The sequence below is a fragment of the Epilithonimonas bovis DSM 19482 genome (assembly GCF_900108115.1).
Classification (GTDB): Bacteria; Bacteroidota; Bacteroidia; order Flavobacteriales; family Weeksellaceae; genus Epilithonimonas; species Epilithonimonas bovis.
The window spans coordinates 1-22,341 of sequence record NZ_FTPU01000016.1 but is presented as its reverse complement, the minus strand read 5'-3'; the positions used below and the strand labels follow the sequence as shown (position 1 = coordinate 22,341).

Below are 22,341 nucleotides of genomic sequence, written 5' to 3'. Positions count from 1 at the left end.
ATGAAAAGGATTTTGGTAATCGGAGGTAACGGGCAGCTGGGGCATTGCCTTCAGAAATTAGCACCACACTATCACGATATATTCGATTATAATTTTACGGGATCTGCAGCGCTTGATATCACAAACTATGAGCAGGTAGAGACTGTTTTTGCAGAATATCAGCCCGATTTTGTCATCAATGCATCGGCTTATACGGCCGTAGATTTGGCAGAGAAAGAAGTTGAAAAAGCATTTGCTGTCAATGCCGACGGCGTAGGTAATCTGGCTAAAGTTGCTGCACAGAACAATGCTGTGTTGATCCATGTGTCTACGGATTATGTTTTTGATGGTGATACCAATCTCAGCTATTCCGAAGATGATTTTACCAATCCGGTTGGTGTGTATGGAGCATCTAAAAGAAAGGGTGAAGAGCTGGCTCTGGAAAACAATACGGAAACAGTGATTCTCAGGACATCGTGGTTATACTCGGAGTTCAATAAGAATTTTGTGAAAACCATGCTTCATTTATTTAAAATTAAAGATGAGTTAGGTATTGTGGGAGATCAGTTTGGGCAGCCTACCAATGCCAATGATCTTGCGGAAGCTATTATGGAAATCATCAGTTCTTCGAAAAAGACTTTTGGGATCTATCATTTTTCCAATTATCCGGAAACAACATGGTTTGATTTTGCCAGTAAGATTAAAGAATTTTCAGCGTCGGATGTGAAGCTAAAAGCAATTACGACAGAGGAGTTTCCTACACCTGCCAAACGCCCGAAAAGAAGTACAATGTCCCTTGATAAGATAGAAAGGGATTATCATATAGAGCCCAAATATTGGGAAAACAGCCTGAGGGACTGTATAGAAATATTAAAAACTGAAGATGCGTAAATTATTTTTTTTACTTTTTGCTTTTTGCTCACAGTGGTTTTATTTGCAGAGTATTGTCCTTAACAAAGTTGATAAAGTCAATGATAATCAGGATAAATTTTTTTATAGCATTGCAGAACCATCCAAATCTGAGTTTTTGGGAGAGATTTTGGTCAATGGCTTTTCTGCGGATGATGTAAAAGTCTTTGGTGAGATTTACAAAAAAGCAAAACAGACGGGCGCCAATACCTTTGCTCTTAAGCCCATAGAGAATGTGGACGGTACCTTTCAGCCATTTAACCCGGCTTACTATATTCTTAATATTTATTATACAAAGCCTGATGATATTGTTAATGAGCAAAATATAGTTTATCTCGTTTCTGGATCTGATAGGAATCAGAAAATCAATATTAATAATAAAACAACTGATGTACAGCCAAGAAGCTTTCTGCGCTTAGAGTTGAAGGCTCAGGAAGTTTTGACAGTCTCTACAAGGAAACTGTTAGGTTCATCGGTAAAATTGTCAGCAAAGGACAATCAGCCTGCACTTTATTTTTCTTTAACAGATTTCAGGATTCGCAGTAACGACAGTATCTACGGCGGTATCAATCTTAAGTCGGGCGATATTACAGGGCTAGAAAAATCCTTTGGTATGTTTTTGACTACTATTTATGCAGAGCAGAAAAAGGATTAATGTTAATAAATTCTCTGTCGTAGATGATTTATTATCACATTATTTTTAATTAACTTTATACATAAGATTTAAGAACCGGCTAACTGTAATTGATTTACAGACCTCACTCAGGCCAGTTGGTCTAACTGAGCGGAGCTAAATCTCAAATCTAAATTATACCTATTGGAAGAATTTTTTGAAAACGAACTTGCAAGAAAGTTCGAAGAAATGATAGAAAATAATGACGAGCTATATTTTGATACAGAAGAATATATAGACATTATCATCTATTACCTGGAGTTGGGAGACTTTAGTTTTGCAGAGCTGGCGGTAAACCATGCTCTCAATATCCATCCCAATTCTCTGGAAATTAAAACAAAACAGCTGGAGGTTTTTCTGGAGCTGGAGCGTTACACAAAAGCCAAAGATCTTATTGATGAGCTGCATCTTGCCTCTTTGGAAGATACCGACTTTTTGGTGTGCTGCGCTAAGTATTACTCCAATCTGGGTAATCCTAAAAAATCCATCGAATATTGTCAGCAGGCTCTCAAGCTGGAAGAAGAAGAAAACTTCCTGCATAACTTCATCGCTGATGAGTATGTGAACCTTGATGACCCATTCAATGCGCTCAAACATTACACCGCTGCCTTGGAGCATGATCCTTATGATGATTATTCTCTTGAAAATGTGATGTTGTGCTATCATAAACTCAACCGGCCACAGGAAGCATTAGATTTTCTCAATCAGTATCTGGACCGTTTTCCGTTTTCGGAAACGGCGTGGTACGAGTATGGACAATTCTTTTTTAATAAAAAAAATCATGAAGAAGCCATCAGAGGTTTTGACTATTTGTTAGCCATCAACTCTGGTGCAGTAGGCGTTTACGCTAACAAAGCAGCCTGCTACGAAGCTATGAACCAATGGGAAAAGGCCATTAGCGTCTACGAAGAGATGCTGGAGCTGGAATATACCAAGGCTTTTACATTTTATAAAATTGGGCTTTGCTATAAGGAGGCTGGCAAACTTGTTCCTGCACTCACTTCGTTCCAAAAATCTCTTCGTGAAGACCCTCAGTTTTATCTTGCGATGATGGAACAGTCTCAGATCTATGAAGAAATGGGCAACACCAAGGAGGCTCTCTATTTTGCGCAGGAAGCGGTAGCACTCAATGAGGGAAACCTTGAGTACCAAAAACGGCTGGCGTTTTTATACATCAGTGGCGGAGAATATGAGGAAAGCCTTAACTGTCTCAGAAAACTGACAGAATCCGAACCGGGCAGATTTTACAACTGGTACGCTTACTCAGAAGTTTTGATGTTGATTGGGGAATATGAAGAAGCTATAAGTATCCTGGAAAAAGCGCTGCTGGCACATCAGCGTGCTGAATTATACTACCAGCTCAGCAACTGTTATTTTAACCTGAAAAATGATGCTGACGGTGTTCTGATGCTGGAAAAAGCGCTAGCGTTGGACCCTTCGCTTAGCAAGGATATGCAGCAAAAGTATCCATTCATCAAAGAACAGGTGAAGAAAATAAAAACCAAAAAGAAATAAAAAATCCCGCACTGGCGGGGTTTTTCGTTTATAATATACCAAAATCTTTGCAAAAAGCTATCAGTTGCTCGTTACTGTTGAGAGCGAGCGATAGTTTGATATCTTTTAGCCTCTTCTCAACCGCACTGATGCTGCCTGGCTTGATATCATTTTCTTTTAGATAATCTGGGATATTTTTAACAAGTATACCGTTCGCCAGCAGACTAACCAATAATGTATCGTATTCTGTAAATTCGAAAGCATTGCGCTCCGATTTGTTTTCTGTGATGCCGGCAGAGATATGTTTCCCATTATTAAAAACTTTTCTTATCGCTTTTTTGAGATCCTTAACATCATCTCGTCCTTTTTTTACATAAGCATTAATATGTTGCTCAGTAAATAGTTTTTCTATGATAAGCTCTTTTTTTTCTACAGAAAACACAAGAACTTTTATGTCCGGCTGCATAGCACGTATGGCCTGGATGAGCTGCTGGCCGCTGTTGATCTCCTGCTTCCTGTGGTCTTCATCGAAAGACAAATCTGTAATCAACAGTTCAAAAGCGTGGCCGTTTTCCATCGCAACTTTTGCCCAGGCTACTGCATCATCGCAGTAACTTACAAACTTTGATTCTGAAATATTAAGGTCATCAATTACTTTTTGTACAGAGATATTGGAGCTTTCGTAATCTTCTGCTACAAGAACTTTCCTAAACTTAAAAAACAATTTTTGGCAAAGAAGCGTTGTAAACTTTAGCTAATCTTATATTGCTTTTCCAAAAGTAGTTGATCTGGCAGAATGTTTTTTACGGTTTTCCGTATTTTGATTGGATTTAATCAAAAATATTTGCTGTAAGTTTTGATGGATGAGAACGTAGGCCTTTATTTAAGATCCAAAGCTTTCTTTGGCTGGCTTCTTAAGAATATAAGTCCTGCCAAAATAATTATTGTCCCTACACATTGCAGGATGGTAAGTGATTCACCATCCAGCAAACCCCACATGATTGCCACAATTGGCATAATAAGTGTGACGGTTGAGGCAAATAAAGGGGTTGAGATACTTAGAAGTTTGTAGTTCATCATCATTGCGAGTCCGGTCCCAAAAACAGCTAACATCGCAACAAATCCCAAACCTTGAAATGTGCCGGCATCTGCATTGAAGTTTCTGAAAAATCCAGACAATACCAAAGTTACGAGTGCAGGTAAAAATAGCACAAAGGAAAACAGATAAGCAGATAGCATGGTTGCGGGTACATGTTGCAGCTTTGATTTTACAGTAGTGGTGCTTACGGCATAAAGGAGAACAGCTAGTACGAGGAGTAAAATAGGGTAGATTTTGATTTCGCCACTGTCGCCACTGCCTAATGTTAAGACACAGGCGCCTGCAAAGCTGATAAAGACACCAGTCAGTTGCCGCTTTGAGGTAGAAAATTTCCAAACAAGAGAACCTACGATAATGACAAAAATTGGCATCATAGAGTTAATAATACCAGCAATGCTGCTGCTGATTTCGGTTTCCGCCAAAGGGAACAGGAACATAGGTATAAAACTGCCCGATAAACCCGCGATAATAAGCCAGGCTATGTGCTTTTTGGGGAACTGCCTGATTTTGGCAAGTGCATAAGGCATGAGTACAATCCCAGATATAAGAACCCGCAATGCCCCGACCTCATAAGGACTGAAATGTTCAAGAGATTTTTTTATAAGTATAAATGAGGATCCCCAAATCAAGGATAACGTAATCAGTAGAAGCCACTTTTGTCTTTCGGTATTCACGGGTTTTGTTTATTTAGGATATTAAGGTAATCAATTTTTGGGATCATTTTTGCGCCAAGGCTTTCCAGATGGGCAGAGTAGATCTGGCAATCTATAATCTCCCAATCGTTTTGATAAAGCTGTGTAAAGTGTATCAATGCAGCTTTGGATGCGTTAGGCACTTTGGAAAACATACTTTCCCCACAAAACACATTTCCTACAAGTATACCGTAGAATCCACCTGCCAGTTCGCCGTTTTGCCAGACTTCAAAACTTTTGGCTTTGCCATGTTTGTGCAGCATCACAAATGACTGTACCAAGTCTTCATTAATCCATGTGCCATCCTGTCCTTCACGCTCAATGGTTTTGCAATTACGCATCACCTTTTCGAAACATTGGTTTTCTGTAAAGTCAAAGATATCGTCGCGCAAGATCTTTTTCATAGACTTAGAAACCTTTATTTCCGAAGGGTAAAGTACAAATCTGGGATCAGGGCACCACCACAGGATTTCCTCGCCCTCGTTATACCAGGGGAAAAGCCCCAATTGATAAGCAAACCAAAGCCTTTCGGGTTTCAAATCGCCACCAAAAGCCATCAACCCGTCTTCGGGATCATAAAGTGTGGGATCTGGGAAAGATATGTCATTAATGTCCAGCTGAACCATAACTTGTGTTTAAAAAAAATCCCCGCCATTTACAAAGCAGGGATTGGTATGATAGTATTTCCGTTTTTATTTAGAATGGTAAATCATCGTCTTCATCTTCTGCAAAAACATTTTTGTTGTCTGTAGCAGGTGCATTTTGAGCAGGTGCAGCTTGTGTAGGCTCATTAAAATCACTTCCCGCATCTTTTTCCATTCTCCATGCTGTGATAGAGTTAAAATACTTAACGTCTCCCTGTGGGCTAGTCCACTCTCTTCCTCTAATGTTGATAAAAACCCTTACTTTGTCTCCTACTTTATATTGATTAAGCAGGTCAACTTTTTCTGATAAAAATTCTATATTGATGGGTTGAGGATACTGTTCTTCGGTTAAAAGAACCATTTCTTTTTTTTGAAATCCGCTGTTAAAAGTTTGTAAATCAGAAATTTTCTTAATTGTTCCTGTTAATTCCATAGCTCAAAAATATTTTAGGCTGTAAAGGTAATAAAAACTATTGATGATAATCAAATATAGACAGTTCAAAAAAAATTAAAAAAAAGTTACAAAATATTTTGGAGCAATACAAAAAGTCTCTATATTTGCACTCACCAAAACAAACGAATAGGAGTTCTTAAACAATGCGGATGTGGTGTAATTGGTAGCCACGCCAGACTTAGGATCTGGTGCCGTGAGGCGTGGGGGTTCGAGTCCCTTCATCCGCACTATTATAAAATTTCTAAGCAATTAGAAATTTTTTTTGCGAAAATAGCTCAGCTGGTAGAGCGCAACCTTGCCAAGGTTGAGGTCGCGGGTTCGAGCCCCGTTTTTCGCTCAAAAAAAAGAAGTTTATTTAAACTTCTTTTTTTTTACCTCGCCCTGGTGGTGGAATTGGTAGACACGCAGGACTTAAAATCCTGTGTCCGCAAGGACGTACGGGTTCAAGTCCCGTCTGGGGTACTCTAAACGCTGTTAATCATTTGATTTTCAGCGTTTTTGTTTTTTAAGGGGGAACAAAAGGGGGATTAAAAAAATTGTCAATAACTGAAATTGATTAATACAGTCGTTCTTCCAATTGCCCTTTCCAAATCGTGAAACCTTTATTGCTATCAGAATAATCGTGAACAATTCTTGAAAAGTTCTGTGGATTAGTTTCCAAATAAACCTGTCGCCCTTTTTCTTTTATGATATTCAGTTCTTTGTCTATTTGTTTTATGGTGTCTATTAGTACAGATTTGCTTTTTTCTAAATGCCAAATGTAAGTTGCTTCTTCGGTATCTAATGTCTCTAAAATTATGTGATAATTTTGTTCTCCTGCAATCAAAAAGACGAATGAAAATGGCTGTAAAGCAAATCGTAGTTTCATCACGTTTCGTTCGTGTTTGTCAGCTAAAAATTGAATGTGTTTGGAATGTTTATATTGTTTTACTTTTAGCAAATCTTCCAAAATACTTTCAGCATCGGAATAAATATTTTGATTTTTTGGAAGTTCATTAGTTGTCAGGATATTTTGTTTTGATGTCGAAATCTGACCAATAAAATTTTTGTTCAGAAATTTAAATTTCACACTTTCCAAGAGCTCTTTATTGATGTTTTCAATATCGGAAGAAGTGGCTAATTGCGATAAAATCACTCCATTCTCTAACTCGGCATAAATATCAATCATTACTGATTTTGACTTTAAAACTTTGCTTAAATAAGGTTTCAAAACTTCAAATTCTGGTCGGAATTCTTCGTTTTCAATTTCAAAATTAAATCGCTGGTTGCTTTCTTTATCAACATATTCAAAGCCAACATTGCCGTATCCGAAGTCTAAATCTTCAATGGCGATTTTGATTTGTCTTTCAATGATTAAATTTTGTTTTTCGGGGATAAATTCGGTTGGCTCGTCAAACAAACTTGCTTGTTTGGCTATTTTACGATAATAGGTGTTTCGTTTTAAAAAAAGTTTGTTTAAATAGTCAATTTTGATGTCCCGATAATCATAAATTGTTGGATTGATTTCCGAGCGCTGTACACGACCAATGTATTGAATCAACTTGCCTTTGAAAGAAAAAGGATATACTAGAAACAAAGAATTAATGTTTGGCAAATCCGAACCTTCTCCAAAATATTGTCCTGTTGTAATTAACACTTGAAAATTGCCTTGTAGTAAAGTTTGCCTTTTGGACTTTCTGTTACTTTCGGAATCATCTCCACTCAAAGTAACAACTTCATAAGATTGCTTCAGGAAAATATAAAGTGTATCAATATGTTCTTTTCTTTCAGTTATAATGACAATCCGTTTTCCTTTTTGAATTTCCTTATTAATGTCATTCAAAATAAGTTTATTCCGTTCCGAATCGTGAACTAAAATCTTTGAAAGTGTTTCAAAATTGTCAGTTTTAGAATTAAAAGGAACGTCCAAATTGGTGTTTCTTACGATAATTTGAGCGTGCTGGAAGTTTTCTATTTCGTTAGATGTAATTTCTGAAATGATTTCCCCAAGAAATGCAAAAATCAGTTTATCATCATTGTATTTTCGGAATGGAGTTGCCGTCAATCCGTAAAGATAAAACGTGTTTAATTTATCAATGGTATTGCGGAAAGTTTCAGCAGGAATATGATGGCATTCATCTACCAAAATAGTTCCGAACTGGTTGTGGATTTGCTCAATTTGTTTCGGTAAACTTTGAATGGTTGCAATGGTAATTTGTTTTCCAATTTTTGTTTTGCCTTGCCCAATAATCCCAATTTCTTGTTTAGGAATTCCAATAAAAGCCTGAACACGTTCCTGCCATTGTTCCAATAATTGTTTTCGATGAACAACTATTAATGCAGGTTGTTTTTTCTCTGAAATTATCTTTAAACCCATTACCGTTTTGCCAGAACTGGGCGGAGCAACGATAACACCAAAATCTTTTTTTGAGACGGTTTCTACAATTTTTTCCTGATGATTTCTCAATGTTGCATTGAATGAATACGAGATTTCGTCTTTCAATTTTCGATTGTCCTGAAAATCAAATTCCAAATTTTGCTCTTTGCAAAACCGAAGCAATTTTCCTATAAAACCTCTTGGAATAATAATTTGATTTTCCGTTTCTTCCGCGAGTTTAAAATACTTTTCCGTTCCGAACGTATTTTTTCCTGATTTCTTCTTGATGAAATATTCCGAGTTAGTAAAATTCAATTCTTCTTTGAGAAAATTGATAAGCGGAGTTGTCAATCCATCTCTCTGAACACTTATATTTTGTTGAAGCAAAATCGTCAATTTTCCGTTGTTGTTTTTGGGAATCGGGAGACTTTGATAGGTGGAAATTTCTTGATATAATTTGTCTAAAATTTCTATCGAAACTCGCCCTATTTCATTTAAAAATTGCCATTGATTTGGATAAGGTTCAAAATTTTCGGGATTGATAAAACAACTATTCCCCTCTTCCATTGCAGGTTTGAAAAATGGCAAAGCAATCAAATTTCCCAAACCTTTTCCCGAAAGAAAATCCTGATTTGGAAACAATCTATCGAAACTGGAACTTTTATCAAACATTGAAAACGCTCCCGATTGTTCTAAAATCGAAATGAAAATTTTTCTGCTTCGGATTGCAGGGTAAGCCCTATCAAAAAAGACCCAAACGTGTCCTCCGTTTCCAGAACGGGAACGCTCCAAATAGGCAGGAATGCTTTTCTCTTTGCAAGCGTTTAAGAAATTGATGGCTTCTACTGTCCAATTTTGCTTATCAAAATCAGCCACCAAAAACCAAGATGTATTATCCTGCAACAATGGATAAACTCCAATTTGTTGAACACCGTTTAAGTGTTTTTGAATTTCGTTATCAGTAAGTGGTAAATAATTTTTGTGTGGATAATTTGCAAATGTTCCGCCATTCATTTTATGAATGCGATATTGATATGGATCATAATGATAAGCGGGCATATATCCAGACTTTCCCGTTTTCTCCCAACGAACAGCAAATACATCCTCTCGTCCTCTGAATAGGAAAATGAAAACATTAATTTTATTAGACGCAATCTCATTCATCAATTCTTTTTTATTCACTTTAATTGACAGATTAACAAGATATTCTATTCAAACGGAACTCCTTCAGGTTCACCAATGTTATTTTCAAAAAATTCTTTGTTCATAATATTTGTCATAAAGTCCTTGGCTTTATTGTCAATATTTATAAGTTGATTTTCGCTTTTCAAATTCAGTCGTTTCATAATAAAATCTCTTTCTGTTTTTTCATTTCTCCCAAATAGTGGTGCAACATTTATTATCCTAAGTTCAGTTCGTGAATTTAAAGCTTGCGATAAAATAACATTAACATAGTCGTCAGCATAAGAATATCCGATGACAACAATTATTTTGGCTTCGTTGAAACAAGAATTTCTTAAAACAGACGAATAGTAAAAATACGGGTCAACAGAAGTCATTTTGTGTTGAATACCAAATATTAATTCAGGTTCTGATTCTATCTTTTGACTTTTATGCAGCTTTTCTTCTGATAAATACCAATCAATTGAACCGTGAAGTTTATAAAGATTGTAATGTTTTCCTTCGATGTTTTCAAAGTTTGATTGATGCCATTCGTTTGTTTCTTTTGTAAATCCTAATTCTATAGTTTTATCCTTGCCTACAATATTTTCAAAACACATATCGTAATTAAGCGTAAAAACTTTCATTAGGTTTCCGACATCGGTTGAGAGAGAAGAAAATGATTGAAAATAATTAGCATCATCATAGCTTCTTAATCCAACCCACTCATTTAGTTGTTTTCTGATTAGTTTGTGGAACTTCTTTATGTTTTCGAAGTTGTTTCCTGCCAAATCAAGCAAACGAATGTTCCACGTCCCAATGAAAGGATACATAATATTGCTTTCTCGTTTTTCGATTTCTGTAATTACAATAAGTAATCTTTCTACATTAAAAAGTTCATTGAACTTCCCCAAAATTCCGTCAGAATAATTGATACTACTTTTTAGATAAAAATATAAATCCTTATAAGGCTTCCAATCATCGTGTTTAACTATTAAGTCTTCTATATTATTTACCATTTGATTTGAAATAGGAATACCTGCGTCAACGCTTGCTCCTGCTCCAAGTAAAAATAATAGATGTTCGCCCTTTATTTCCATTATACTAATTTTTTATAAAAACCAAGGTTTGTCATTTGAAATAGAGTTTTCTTCATACCCGTCAATCATTTCAAATGCTTCGGTATATTTCGCAATTATTTGAGAATAATATATGGAAATAGGAATAGACTTGGCATTAAAACCTCTCCAATTTGCTCCCGACAGGTTTAATACATCTTGCAAATATTTCCTTTCATCAAAACCTTTTGAATTGTCTAAATTTAAAAACTGTATATGAACAGGATTGGAAAGCCTCTTATCAACAACTTCTTTTCCATAAAGCAATCCTTCAAACCAAACCAAATATTCGCTTCTGGATAACTTTACAAAGCTACTTTCGTAGGGCACAAGTGTATTATGGAAGCTGTAACCAAAATATTTATTGTCAAGATTTACTTTTATCGCTACAAAATCTATGTTATTTATTTGTTGTATGGCTTCAGATATAGCTGAAATTTCTTTATGTTTAATCTTAAATGGCAGATGTAAAACACAAGTTTTATAATTCTCCATTCTTCCATCATTAAGTATTTTTACTAAATTATTTTTAAGGTTTTCTAAATAATTTGCTTCAGTTGTTTCATCTGCTAAGACTTCAAGAGTTTTATATAAACCGCTTGAATCCAAACATACCGTGTAAGCGAAGTATTTGGTTATTAAACCTGTTTCAAAATCTCTTTTGTGAGAGCTACCAACTCCAAGAATTAAGCAATTGTTATTACTTGGTTTAACTACCCAAGGAATACCTCCCATTTTAGCAAACATTGCTAATGCAACATTGGAAGTTGACCACTTTAAAGAATTACGTTCGCCTAATTTTCGGTAATTCACAACTTGCAAAGCAAGATTGTTTTTTATGAAGTTGTATTTTAAATAATAGTAATGATTCGAGGCTGCATTATCTTCAACATCTATTGCATAGTCTTCAATGTAAATACCTATTATTTTTTTATTCGGTTCGGAATCTTGTAAAGTTTTTACGGTGTCAACTATTTTGAGTAATTCTTCGTTAGAGAAACCTTCAATCGAAATCTTTTTTACATTATTTGTACTTATTTTCACTCCAAACATTTGCTCAAATCCAGGGAAAGTTCCTGGGTTTGATTTGCCTGTTAGACTTAAAAACAATTCATTAGCAAATGATTTAAATCGTTCTTCAAAAATGAATGCAAAAATAACTTCCTTGTCAATTTTTTGAAGCGGACCATAATTTCTAATGCCTTGAAATTGAGAATTTGCAGTGCTTTTATTACTAAAAATATACTCTTTCTTGTTTAATTGGAATATTGGTGTTTCTATTAAACCTCTTTCAATGTGAATTGTATTGCCATTATTTTGATTGATAGCTTGAATTTCGTTATAAACTTTATCCAGAAAACTATTAATCAATTTGAATTTATCGGAATAGTAATTTTTATTACTTCGCCCTTGTCTGTCAAGGCTCAAGCTAAACACCTGAACCTCTTTATTGAATGGCAAGTCCTTATTTTTTGAAAATCTGAAATCAATAATAAACCCAAATTGTTTCAGTTCTTCTAAATAAAAAGGTGATAATGAGATTATCTGTTTCCCTTGTTGGAATTCGTGAAGTGTAAATTCAATTTGTTCTTCCGCAAATCGTCTTTTAGTTTCAAAAGGAAGAGTACAACCATTAGTTGTTAAAGTATCAAATAATTGATTCAGCAAAAAACGTTTAGTTAATCCTATTGCATAGTTTGCGTAAGCAACATACTCCACAAAATTCTCTTTAGGTTCAAAAGAAACCAGAAAAGGCTTTCGGTCTTTTAAATCTTCGGCAATTGGAAGCTGATACTGATATATTTTATCTTCTTTTGTGTCATCTTCTTGCTTTAGTTTTCTGAATACTTTAAAGGAAAAGTTGGTTTCAGAAACAGGCAATATATTTAATCTGATGTTTGCCATTTGTTATAAATTTTTTCCTCTATTTAACCTACGTTTCGACAATTTCTTCCAAATTCTGTCAGCCATATCAACTTCTTCTTTTGAAAAACCATAGTTATTCATCAAAATTTCTTTATTAGTAATTTCAAGAATTCTATCTATGCTTTCTTTTGTACGAATCATATTGTCAATAGTTTCAACAAGGGTTTCGTTTGACTTATGATATGGGAGAAATATATTTTCTACTTCACTCGGCATAAGTTCCAAAACACCTCCTCCGTGACTTCTTCCTGAAATTTCGGCAAATGCAAAGGATAATGAATTGTAATAGCTTGCTGTAAAAGCGTATAGATTAACCTCTTTTTTGATACTTACCCGATGCATTGTATCGGTTGTATATGCTTTTGCATCATTAATGATAAGTTTTGGATAAAGGTGATTTCTCCTTATAAAAAGAGCATCAGAAATTTTAAGAGAGGGTATAATCTGCCATTCATCCCTTATTCCACACTTATATCCTTTATTTATTCCTTCTTCAATGCCATATTCTAAATAATCTCTTGCACCTAATGAACCATTTAAATCGTTCATTTTAGGAAAAGTAAGTAGATGCGTACGAGCCTGAATATCTCTGTTTTTCTTCCAATCTTCTTCTGTGAAAATTAAGCTTGGCACTTGTACACTTCTGCCCACTAGCGGCTTTGCATATTTTTCTAAATCATAAAATTGAACAGTTGCCAATGGAACTGTAAAAAACGGATTAGAGCCTGTTGTTATTCCTACTTCAACATCTGCATACTTGCCCAATTTTGGAACTCTTTTACTTTCCTGCAATTTTTCTAAAAAATCTATTTCATCTTGCTCTAGAAAATAAAATGTCCACTTATTGGTTTTAAAATCTATTTTTTTCTGAGGATTTTTAAGCTTTAAAATATCTAAATTTTTCAAACTTTCAGCATTTCGCAATTCTAAATGTTCAATTTTATGAGAGCTTGTTCCGTCTTTTTCGCAAAGTAGTAAAACAACTTCTTGTTGAATTTCAGGAAAAACTAGTTTTTCAAAAGAGACAATATTTATTTTATTGTAAAAATGAGCTAAAAATTCCCTTAATTGTTGAGCATAAGAAACCTGTAGAAGTTCAGCTGGAAGAACAAATGCTATTTTACCTTTTTCTTTTAATAACTGACTTGAACCCACTACAAATGAAACCCAAGCATTTGTTAGTTTTGTATACTTAAGACCTGATTTTCTAAAAATTTGTTCAGCAAGAGTTTGTTGATCCTTGCTGAAATATTGATATCTGATATACGGAGGATTCCCAATGATTAAATCAAATTTATCTCTTGTTGTCAAGCAATAGTTATGAAAATCATCATTAACAATGAAAGAATTTTCCAAATCTATCGACAAAGCTTTCTGATATTCGGTTTCGTCAAATTCTACTGCTGAAATAGAATTATAAGGAATGTTCTTTTCTTTCATTATTTGGAGAAAAACACCATCACCACAGCTGGGTTCTAATATATCCATTTCCTTATTGCCATTTATTGCCCATTTCAAGATAAAATCAGCAATATCTTTTGGAGTATAAAATCCTCCTCGCAACTTTTCTTTACTGGCTTCATTAATCAGCACCATAACTTTCATTTATTTTTGGGATAAGACTATCTTCTTCTCCAAGGTTATACAATCTTTTCAATAATAAATCCATTTCTCTTTTCTTCATTGAAAACTGCCTTTGTAGAGGAATAAGTCGTCTATTATTATTTTGAGTATTATCAATACTTTCCTGTAATTGAATTAATTCTTGTTGCAATAATGCAATATCATCGTGCAACGTTTTCTCATCAATGTTTTCAAAATCAATCTTCCGTATTGGTAGTTTCTTAAGAACTTTTGTTCCTCTTGCAATAAATCCACCTCTAAATACTTCTCCATAAAGTGAAGCGAACCATTCTGAATATTTTGAATTCAATAGTGCCTGTATATAGTATATAGAATAAGGCGTACGTTCTGGCATAGTAATCATACAATATCCAGCTGTTCCACCTGATGAGATAAAAGTATGATTGGTGTCTATTGCATATTTATCTCCTTGAGATAATACGCCAACAACTATTTTCGCAGGAACATCGCATTTATCCAAACTTTGATGACGTCCAAATCGATACCATTCATTTTCTGTTTCTGGCACGGGTTTAATATCCCTACCTTCCAATCTAGATTTATATGTATCTAAAAAGCTAAATGTTTCAGGATAATCTCTTTGTAAAGCCTGAATGTCGACAAAATTTATATTTCCATTTTCGTTTTTATAGGGATAGATAACAAATGAATTTGGTTTCAACTTTCTGTAAGTATTGAGATTGTCAACACCTCTTGATGTTTGGAAATATGGTCTTGTTAATTCTTTCTCAATTTTCCACTCTGATTCATCAAGATTGAAAAACAGGTAATTATCATCTTCTCTTGTTAGTGTGTGAATGTATATATCATTTTTACTGGTTTGTATTCCATTAAAAATATTTTCGCTTCCAATTAAACTTCCCAATTCTATACTTTGAGATGAAATATCGTAAAACAGTGATTTTAACTGATTGGGCATTAGAATCCAAGTTTCTTCATTTAGACTTGAAAATTCAACACCATCATAATTTACTGTATAGTTTTTAGCTTTCCAATTTTCTAATTTTTCTACTTCGTGGTAAAGTAGAGAGTTTTGGTCAGTCTTTTTCAAAATTAGAATACAGGTATAGGTGGTCTTATCCTTAAAAATTTGATTTGCTCCAAATGAAATAATTTTTTCAACTGCCTTTTTATCGGAAAGCAATCCTCTCAATTTTTTTCCTGCACCAACTTTTGCAAACTTACTCGGAATAATATACCCAAGAACTCCATTAGAATTAAGTAAGTTAAAACCTCTTTCAATAAATAGAAAATATTTATCAAATTGCATATATGAAGAGTCAAAAAATTCTTTATAAATAGGAAGTTCTACTGGAGTAAAACGCTTAATGTGTTCGGTAGCCATATAAGGAGGATTCCCTACAATAACATCAAATTTTTCTTCTCCAAAATCAAATGGATTAATATATTCTATATCGCTTTGATTCGTTTTCGTAGAATCAACTAAACTATTTCCATAATGAATATTTTCATCTAAATTTGGAAGAGCAGGATGCGTTATACTATCATTGTTTTCATCTTCTAACAATTTTAGAAGAAGTCCAAACTTACAAGCTTCAACAGCGTTGAAATCTTTATCAATTCCAAAAATACATTGCAATAGAATCCGTTTCTTATATTCAAATTTCAGTTTGTAACTGTTAACTCCAGTTTGTACAAGTTGTGATTGGTCGTTTACTATAAAATAATCGACTAAAATATCCTGTAAAAGTTGATATGCCTCAAGTAAAAATGCTCCAGAGCCACAAGCTATATCAGCAAATTTTGAATTCAGTATCTCGCCTGCTGATTTACCCTCGCAGTATTTCTTTACTGTTTCGTTCAATATGTCTCTGACAATGAAAGTCGGAGTGGTTACTACATCTCGATCTTCAATTTCAGGTTTTTTTCTAAGAACAATATTGCCATTTTCTACTTTTAATTGTTCGCTGAGAAAAATCTCATAAATATGCCCTAAAATATCTGATGAAAAAACAGCAAAGGAGTAAGAACTTTCAGGAAAATAAAGTTGTTTGATGATTTGCCAAAATGCTGTACTTTCATTTGAAATAATTTCGTCACTTAATGGTTGAGAAAATAGCCCAGCATTATATTTTGTATCGGCAGACCTAAATTTTTCTATTAAAGCACTGAAATCCTCATTTTCAGCCAATATTAAAAGTGTTTTGTAAATCTCTAAATTCCTGTCTTCACAGACCCTTAAAAAAACAACACTGTTAATATAACTCTGAACAAGGTCGTTTAATTGAAATTCATCAATTTCAGGATTTTTAGTGAGGATTTCATTTCCTAAAAGGATGCGCCACTCATTAATTTGCTTCAAGAACAAATCATCAACATTAAATCTTTGGATTTGATGTTCAATATCACTCCATACTTCATCAAATCTTCCTGAGTAAACATCTTCCTGACCAATAAGAGACTTTATTTCATCGAACTTTTCTTCATATTCTGAAAAATGATATAGTTTCACTCTTCGTTTTGAAGCATTATCTGTATTTTGAACAGGTTCTGAACAATCATAAATTGCCAAATATTCAAAATTTGTAAGGACTGAAATCTTTAGTTTTGCTGTAAATCCATATCGTCTAACCTGTTTTGCAGGCTGTGGATCAGTTTCAACTTTAACGAAAGGTTTCTTTGCTTCTACAAAAAATTTTCTTTCGGCAAAAAGTCTAAAAGTATAATCAGGCTTCTTTGTGTTTTCATTTGCTTCTGAACGCAAACCTTCCTCAACCAAAACTTCTCTTTCATTTGTAGGTTTTCCTTGCATATTTGTTATATCCCAACCCAGCATCGTGAAGAAAGGGTCAAGAAAATCCGTTCGCAATTGTGTCTCATTATAAGAAACCTTTGTGAATCTGTCGTGTTCAGTTTCAAATCTTCGTATCAAGTCTCTTATTTCCATTACTCAAAATTTAGCTTTCCTTGTTGATAATTTTTACTTCTGAAATATCTTATTTTTTCTTCTGCCACCTTTAGGATTTCAGTTGTATTCTCCTCATAAATTAGAGATTCTGCAACCGTATCACTTAATAAACTTAGTGTTAAATCTTGTTCTGAAACTTTTAATATTTCTGCTAATAAGGGAATCATTTCTTTGTGTGCGGATCGTTCTCCTCGTTCAATTTTACTTAATGTAGATGGATCAATATCTATATGTGCGGCAACCTTTCTTAAAGGAAGTCCAGCTATTTCTCGATATTCACGTATTAGTTCTCCAAATGATTTTTTCATTTTTCTGAAAATTTATTTCTTGAAAATATTTTTAGGACATTTATTGTCCAAATATATAAAAAACATTTCAATTCATATTAAAACTTAGTTAATTTGTTTACCAATAAAAAATACATATTGATAAATATTCATTACAAGATTATCTCTTGAATCCTTTTCTTTCTTCAGGCTCTTTCATAATTTGACTCTCTATATTTAGCGAATTATCTTTCGTCGAATTAACTTTATTTTGTTCACTAGCCTTGTTTTCCCGATGATCAAACCGCAATAACGAAAACAAATTAATTTGTTTTTCTGAAATTCTAAAAACCTCCTCAAAAGCCGAAACTGGAATGTTATTTTCTTTTGAAGTTTTTTCAATTATCTCAATCATTTTATCTTTTAGTTCAGTATCATTTAGATTTTGCAGATTCGGAATTTTTATACTTTCTTGCAAAATGGCTTTTTTAAGTGTATTTTCTACCGAATCCATATATTTTTTCTTTTCAACAGCAAAAACGGTTTCATTGGTTAAGAGAGCGGAGTTTTTGCTTTTGAAAAATAAAACTTCTTTTTTTAGACTTTCAATTTTTGTTTTCAGTTCTGCAATATGCTTCTCTTTAGATTCCAGTTCTGTTTTGTTTTTGAGAAGTTGAATGTTATTCGTTTTGAATGCCTTTTCGTAGTTTTCAATGGTTTTATCTGTTTTTATTTTCTGAAAACCTAGAAAGTCTGATTCTTTTACGATAAACTCCTCTGAATTTTTAGATTCCATCTCTTGTTGCATTTGGCGGTATCGTTCTTCCAAAATTTTCAAATCCTCTTCTCTTTTCTTGATTTTAAATTCTACCGCTTCTAATCTTGCCAAAGAACCAGAAACACCTCTTTCCATTTCCAAACATTCTGCTGCCAAATCCTGCATTTTTGAGTAATGAAAAGATTGATGTTTCAATGTTTTTCCCGTTTCCAAATCCTGCCAATCTGCCACCAAATGAGCGTGATAATTAGGCTTCCATTCTTTGGTATCTTTGTCATAATGTCCTTCATCTTTATGGATGGCAATTTGAAAAATTCGGATTTTCAATTCTTCTTCCAATCTTTTTGATAGGTTATGCAAATCCTGCATCGTGGTATTTTCTTTAATAACCACAACAGCTTCCCGAACTGGCATTGCATTTTTCTGTAATTTTCTACCTGAATTTTCTTTGCAGTACGATTCAATTTTTTGGACTCGATCTGCAATTTTTTGCTCCATCCAATATTCATTTTTATGAGTTAAATCTTTGCGGATATAATCAAAGGATTTCTTTCTGAAATTATGAATTTCGGAATCAGATTTTGCCACTTTGAAATTGATTGATGTCTTCATTTTTGTTAAATTTGATGATGATGTAATCTGTATCTTTTTTACTCAGGTTACCTAACAACCTGTATCTATTTTATACAGGTTGTACAATGACCTTGCATTATTTTTTATAGGTTAAGAAAGTTGAACCTTGTGCTATTTTATACAGGTAAAGCCTCGCAGAGCGAAGAAGAAACTTTGTTGGGAGAGTATCGACCTTCAAAGTTGCGAATGAGCTCCTAACTTTTGCCGATAGTTGGTGAAAAATAAACGCACGCAGTATCAGCGTTTTCTTCTGTAAGTTTGATGAGCTTGATTGATTTCGCTTTCCTCCTGTTCTTGTTTTGGGTTTAGTTCTACCTGCTGTTGTTTTTCGATTTTTGTATTGTTTCTGAAAACGAAGTATTCACTTAAATCTTTATGAAGAGCATAAATTTCAGAATGATTTTTGGCTTCGGGAAATGATTTCAGAATTGAATTTTTACAAGTTTCTCCAGCTTTGTCATTGTCTAAAAACAAATGGATTTCGGAATAGTTTTTTAAATATTCTTTGGTTCTATTCAATAATGAAATGGAATTCATCACCAATACATCGCCTTTGTAAAATGGTTTCATTTCAACAAAAGACAAAGCATCCATAAAACCTTCAAAAACGGCTATTCTTTTTCCTATTTTATTTTGATTTTGGCTTTCATTATTGAAATTTAGAATTGAAATGTCTTTCTTTAGTAATGACCCTTTGTAAAATAGATTTCTAAGCTCCCAACCTCCTGAAAGGTTTTCAAAACCAATAGCATAAAGGTTTTTCTGGTCAATCCTAAAATGAATTTCTTTGACTAACGGATGAACCTTTGTCGAAAGACCTCTTTGATGAAGATAGTCTTTCAGATTTTCGTTTTGGAGTTCTTTAATTTCTGTGATTTGATAGTTTTGTTTTAAGCTATTTTGTTTTTGAATACTATTTTGCGGTTGAAAAGAAGAAAAATTTTGCTTTTCTGCCCATTCTAAAACCTCTTTTACGGAAGCTTTCAAATATTTTTGCATAAAATCGGTATTGTTTCCACCGATTCCTTCCGAATGGAGATACCAAATGTTGTTTCTTTTATCCAGTTTAAAAGAGGCGTGGTTTTCGGTAGCAAAAGGATTGAGAAACCACGCTTCTTTTGCCGTTTGTTTGGTGGGAAAGTGTCCGAGAATTTGGAGGACTTCTTCCAACGGAATTGTATTAAATTGTTTGCAATTCATCTTGTAGATTTTTCGGGTATTAATTATTGTGATTTTCTGTAGAATTGTTGAGAAAACACAATAAATGATTGATTTTAGAATAGTTAGTCATTCAACAAAAGCTCAACAACTCAACAAGCTTGAATTTTTATGCTCAACAAACATTCAACAAAAAAGTGGGTTTAAAAGTTTGTTGAGGATTTTGTAGAGAACTAATTGTTTGATTTTCTTTTTTTTATGAATCAATTCAACAATTCAACATATTTTTGAAGAACGAAATCTTTTTTAACGGTAAAAAATCGCCCAACGGAATTGTTTTGATAGAAAATTCCTGCAAAATCAATGTCGTATCTGATGTAGGTTAAGCCGTTGTTTTGTGGATTCAGCTTCCAAGTTTCTTTTAAAATTGTTCGAATGTCGTTTCTTGTCCAATACATTGGTCGAAACATTCGGTTCATCATATTGAGAATATCTTGCGGAACGACATTAATTTCTTCATCGTTGTTGCTTTCAAAAAATTCGTACAACAGCTCAATCATTTTAGATTCTAGCTTATTGTTATTCTTGAAAAGCAGTTTTTGAAGTGCTTTTGTTCTTATTTCATCAGCTGAAAACCACATTCTTGTTTTCTTCTCAGTTGAAAATGGTCTCTCAATTAAAAACCGAAGAAAATGGGGTATTTCGGAGATAAGATTGTCGAGAAACTCTGTGTTTTCAATCTTTATTGGATTAATTTTGAGAATCCAAAACCTGATTTCGTTTTCATCGATTTGAATAAAATTTTCTTCGTTATTGGAACACAAAATAAACTTGGCGAAAAAATCAATTTCCTCTCGGTCTTTTCCCTTCGCTTCCAACTTATCTTTATTTGTGGTCGATAAATATTTTAATCTTTCCGTAATTTCTTTTTTATCAAAAAATACTTCATCAATCGCTACAACAAGCATTGCCGCCCAATCCGAATTAAATTGACTTCCGAAGGAGTCACCTTTAATGTAAGTCATATTCAATCCGAAAATTTCTTTCAACCATTTGATGAAAGTTGATTTTCCAGTAGCTCTTTCTTTGGAAACCAAACAAAGAATCGGTAAAATTTGCGTGGGATATTGAAGAAGGATTTTCAAATAATCTAAACCTAATTCCAATTGTTCCCCGAAAATATGCTTCACAAAATTCAGAGAAAAAGGAATTTCATTTTTGAAGTTTTCGTTTTCAGATGAAGGAGAGAATGGAATTTCGTTGTAAATATTATAAAAACCTCGAACAATTTGTTGATAATCTATATGCTCCGGGATACAGCAAAGACCATCATATTTTGAAATCGACGAAAGGAAAGATTTGCCGTGATCGCTAATGATTGTTTCGCGATTCCAACGCACCAAAACCGAGGTTGTGTCCCCCGAAATTAATGGTTTTTCTATGATTTTGTAATAGGTGGTTCCGACTCGGATGTAAGGTATTTTGCTCATTTTAAAAAGGTTTTTAATACGAATTGTTATACAATAGAAATTATACAGTGCAAACTGACCGTTTACTTTCTTTGGTTTTTTCCGTATTCCAAAAGTTCCTTTTTAGAATAATAGTATCGCCCATTAAAATTGTAATGGGGCAGATTCTTGTTTTTCCGCCATTCAATAATTGTTGGAACAGAAATGTGCAAAAATTTTGTGGCTTCGATTTGAGAAATTAAATCTTCGGGTTGTTCTTCTGCTTTGTTAGTCGGCAATGTAAATTCGGTTGCTTTCTTTAGAATGATTTCAACCGCTTTTTCCAAATCGGATTTGGAGTGGGAGTAAAGTTTTACTGACATTTGATTGTATTTTAATTATTTTAAATTCAAATGCAATAATATCAACTTAATTATTGAAAATCAAATAGTTATGATTCGTCCAGAACAGTCTAAATTAATCCAAATTAGTCCAGAATAATTTTTTTGCAATCCAGATTAATCTAAATTAATCCAGATTAGTCTTTTCAGCGAAATTCAATTTTTAACTAAATTTAACTAAAATTTTTTCTTTTTAACAAAGTTTAACGTTTTTTACTAGATTCAAAAATAAAGGATGCTGTATTTCGTTTAAAAATCCTTTATGTATATCCGTTTTTAATCATACTGCTGTAATATTAGCAATAATGAGCCTTTCGAATAGTTTGTCTCCGAAATATCTTCGATTTAGTTTGTAAATAAATTCGTTGAGATACAATTGAAGATATTTTCTTTTGATTTTATGATAATTTCCCAATAGATTTCTTTTAGCATTGCTGATGGTGATGTGAACCCATTTTAAGGTTTCGTTGGTAGTTTCTTTATCAGATTTTTCGGTGATATGAAGTTCAACAAAATCTGAAATATCAACGTATGATGTGCTTTTATCCGTGAAAACAATGCTTTGATTATCAATCGATT

General features: G+C 33.6%; 18 protein-coding genes and 3 tRNA genes. 6 read left to right on the top strand and 15 right to left on the bottom strand.

Annotated features, from left to right (window positions below):
• From rfbD to B0B05_RS08480, 3 genes are all read left to right on the top strand, one after another.
• Complete coding sequence (rfbD, locus tag B0B05_RS08490; RefSeq protein ID WP_076783230.1) at positions 1–870, top strand: dTDP-4-dehydrorhamnose reductase; 870 nt, start codon at positions 1–3, stop codon at positions 868–870.
• Entirely contained in the window at positions 863–1,543 is a 681-nt protein-coding gene (locus B0B05_RS08485; RefSeq protein WP_076783229.1) for a hypothetical protein, read from the top strand. The genes rfbD and B0B05_RS08485 overlap by 8 nt, the downstream gene beginning before the upstream one ends.
• Before the next feature lie 162 nt (positions 1,544–1,705).
• Positions 1,706–3,076, top strand: a complete 1,371-nt coding sequence (locus B0B05_RS08480) for a tetratricopeptide repeat protein (RefSeq protein WP_076783228.1) — start codon at positions 1,706–1,708, stop codon at positions 3,074–3,076.
• A gap of 28 nt (positions 3,077–3,104) precedes the next feature.
• On the opposite strand, the gene B0B05_RS08475 is transcribed toward B0B05_RS08480, so the two are convergent.
• The 4 genes from B0B05_RS08475 to B0B05_RS08460 form a co-directional block, all read right to left on the bottom strand.
• A complete protein-coding gene (locus B0B05_RS08475; protein WP_076783227.1) occupies positions 3,105–3,779 on the bottom strand; it encodes a response regulator in 675 nt (224 codons plus the stop codon).
• Positions 3,780–3,934: 155 nt separating this feature from the next.
• Positions 3,935–4,828, bottom strand: coding sequence for a DMT family transporter (locus tag B0B05_RS08470; protein ID WP_076783226.1), 894 nt, complete (start codon positions 4,826–4,828; stop codon positions 3,935–3,937).
• Complete coding sequence (gene aat, locus B0B05_RS08465) at positions 4,825–5,472, bottom strand: leucyl/phenylalanyl-tRNA--protein transferase (RefSeq protein WP_076783225.1); 648 nt, start codon at positions 5,470–5,472, stop codon at positions 4,825–4,827. The genes B0B05_RS08470 and aat overlap by 4 nt, the downstream gene beginning before the upstream one ends.
• Before the next feature lie 70 nt (positions 5,473–5,542).
• A complete protein-coding gene (locus B0B05_RS08460) occupies positions 5,543–5,923 on the bottom strand; it encodes a DUF3127 domain-containing protein (protein WP_076783224.1) in 381 nt (126 codons plus the stop codon).
• A 166-nt stretch (positions 5,924–6,089) separates the two neighbouring features.
• On the opposite strand from B0B05_RS08460, the gene B0B05_RS08455 reads away from it, so the two are divergent.
• The 3 genes from B0B05_RS08455 (at position 6,090) to B0B05_RS08445 (ending at position 6,406) form a co-directional block, all read left to right on the top strand.
• Positions 6,090–6,171: transfer RNA gene (locus tag B0B05_RS08455), tRNA-Leu, on the top strand.
• A gap of 37 nt (positions 6,172–6,208) precedes the next feature.
• Positions 6,209–6,281: transfer RNA gene (locus B0B05_RS08450), tRNA-Gly, on the top strand.
• Between the two features lie 41 nt (positions 6,282–6,322).
• A tRNA-Leu gene (locus B0B05_RS08445) sits at positions 6,323–6,406 on the top strand.
• Between the two features lie 94 nt (positions 6,407–6,500).
• Here the strand turns inward: B0B05_RS08445 and B0B05_RS08440 are convergent.
• The 11 genes from B0B05_RS08440 to B0B05_RS08390 form a co-directional block, all read right to left on the bottom strand.
• Positions 6,501–9,482 (bottom strand): DEAD/DEAH box helicase, encoded by a 2,982-nt coding sequence (locus tag B0B05_RS08440; protein ID WP_228454851.1) that lies wholly within the window; start codon positions 9,480–9,482, stop codon positions 6,501–6,503.
• Positions 9,483–9,508: 26 nt separating this feature from the next.
• Positions 9,509–10,561, bottom strand: a complete 1,053-nt coding sequence (locus B0B05_RS08435; RefSeq protein WP_076783223.1) for an SIR2 family protein — start codon at positions 10,559–10,561, stop codon at positions 9,509–9,511.
• Between the two features lie 12 nt (positions 10,562–10,573).
• Positions 10,574–12,484: a Piwi domain-containing protein gene (locus tag B0B05_RS08430; protein WP_076783222.1), complete on the bottom strand. Its 1,911-nt coding sequence runs from the start codon at positions 12,482–12,484 to the stop codon at positions 10,574–10,576.
• Positions 12,485–12,487: 3 nt separating this feature from the next.
• Positions 12,488–14,110 (bottom strand): Eco57I restriction-modification methylase domain-containing protein, encoded by a 1,623-nt coding sequence (locus B0B05_RS08425; protein ID WP_245799267.1) that lies wholly within the window; start codon positions 14,108–14,110, stop codon positions 12,488–12,490.
• Positions 14,088–17,057, bottom strand: coding sequence for an Eco57I restriction-modification methylase domain-containing protein (locus B0B05_RS08420; protein ID WP_076783221.1), 2,970 nt, complete (start codon positions 17,055–17,057; stop codon positions 14,088–14,090). Before B0B05_RS08420 ends, B0B05_RS08425 begins: the two co-directional genes overlap by 23 nt.
• On the bottom strand, positions 17,057–17,386 hold the full coding sequence (locus B0B05_RS08415) for a helix-turn-helix domain-containing protein (protein ID WP_076783220.1): 330 nt from the start codon (positions 17,384–17,386) through the stop codon (positions 17,057–17,059). The genes B0B05_RS08420 and B0B05_RS08415 overlap by 1 nt, the downstream gene beginning before the upstream one ends.
• A gap of 139 nt (positions 17,387–17,525) precedes the next feature.
• Positions 17,526–18,734 carry a hypothetical protein gene (locus tag B0B05_RS08410; protein WP_076783219.1) on the bottom strand — a complete coding sequence of 403 codons (1,209 nt, stop codon included), beginning with the start codon at positions 18,732–18,734 and terminating at the stop codon, positions 17,526–17,528.
• Positions 18,735–18,992: 258 nt separating this feature from the next.
• A complete protein-coding gene (locus tag B0B05_RS08405) occupies positions 18,993–19,754 on the bottom strand; it encodes a toprim domain-containing protein (protein ID WP_159435862.1) in 762 nt (253 codons plus the stop codon).
• A gap of 422 nt (positions 19,755–20,176) precedes the next feature.
• On the bottom strand, positions 20,177–21,403 hold the full coding sequence (locus B0B05_RS08400; RefSeq protein ID WP_076783217.1) for a primase-helicase family protein: 1,227 nt from the start codon (positions 21,401–21,403) through the stop codon (positions 20,177–20,179).
• Between the two features lie 62 nt (positions 21,404–21,465).
• Positions 21,466–21,744 carry a helix-turn-helix domain-containing protein gene (locus B0B05_RS08395; protein ID WP_076783216.1) on the bottom strand — a complete coding sequence of 93 codons (279 nt, stop codon included), beginning with the start codon at positions 21,742–21,744 and terminating at the stop codon, positions 21,466–21,468.
• Between the two features lie 298 nt (positions 21,745–22,042).
• Positions 22,043–22,341: transposase (locus B0B05_RS08390; RefSeq protein WP_143745975.1), on the bottom strand; the 299-nt coding region annotated here is incomplete at its 5' end.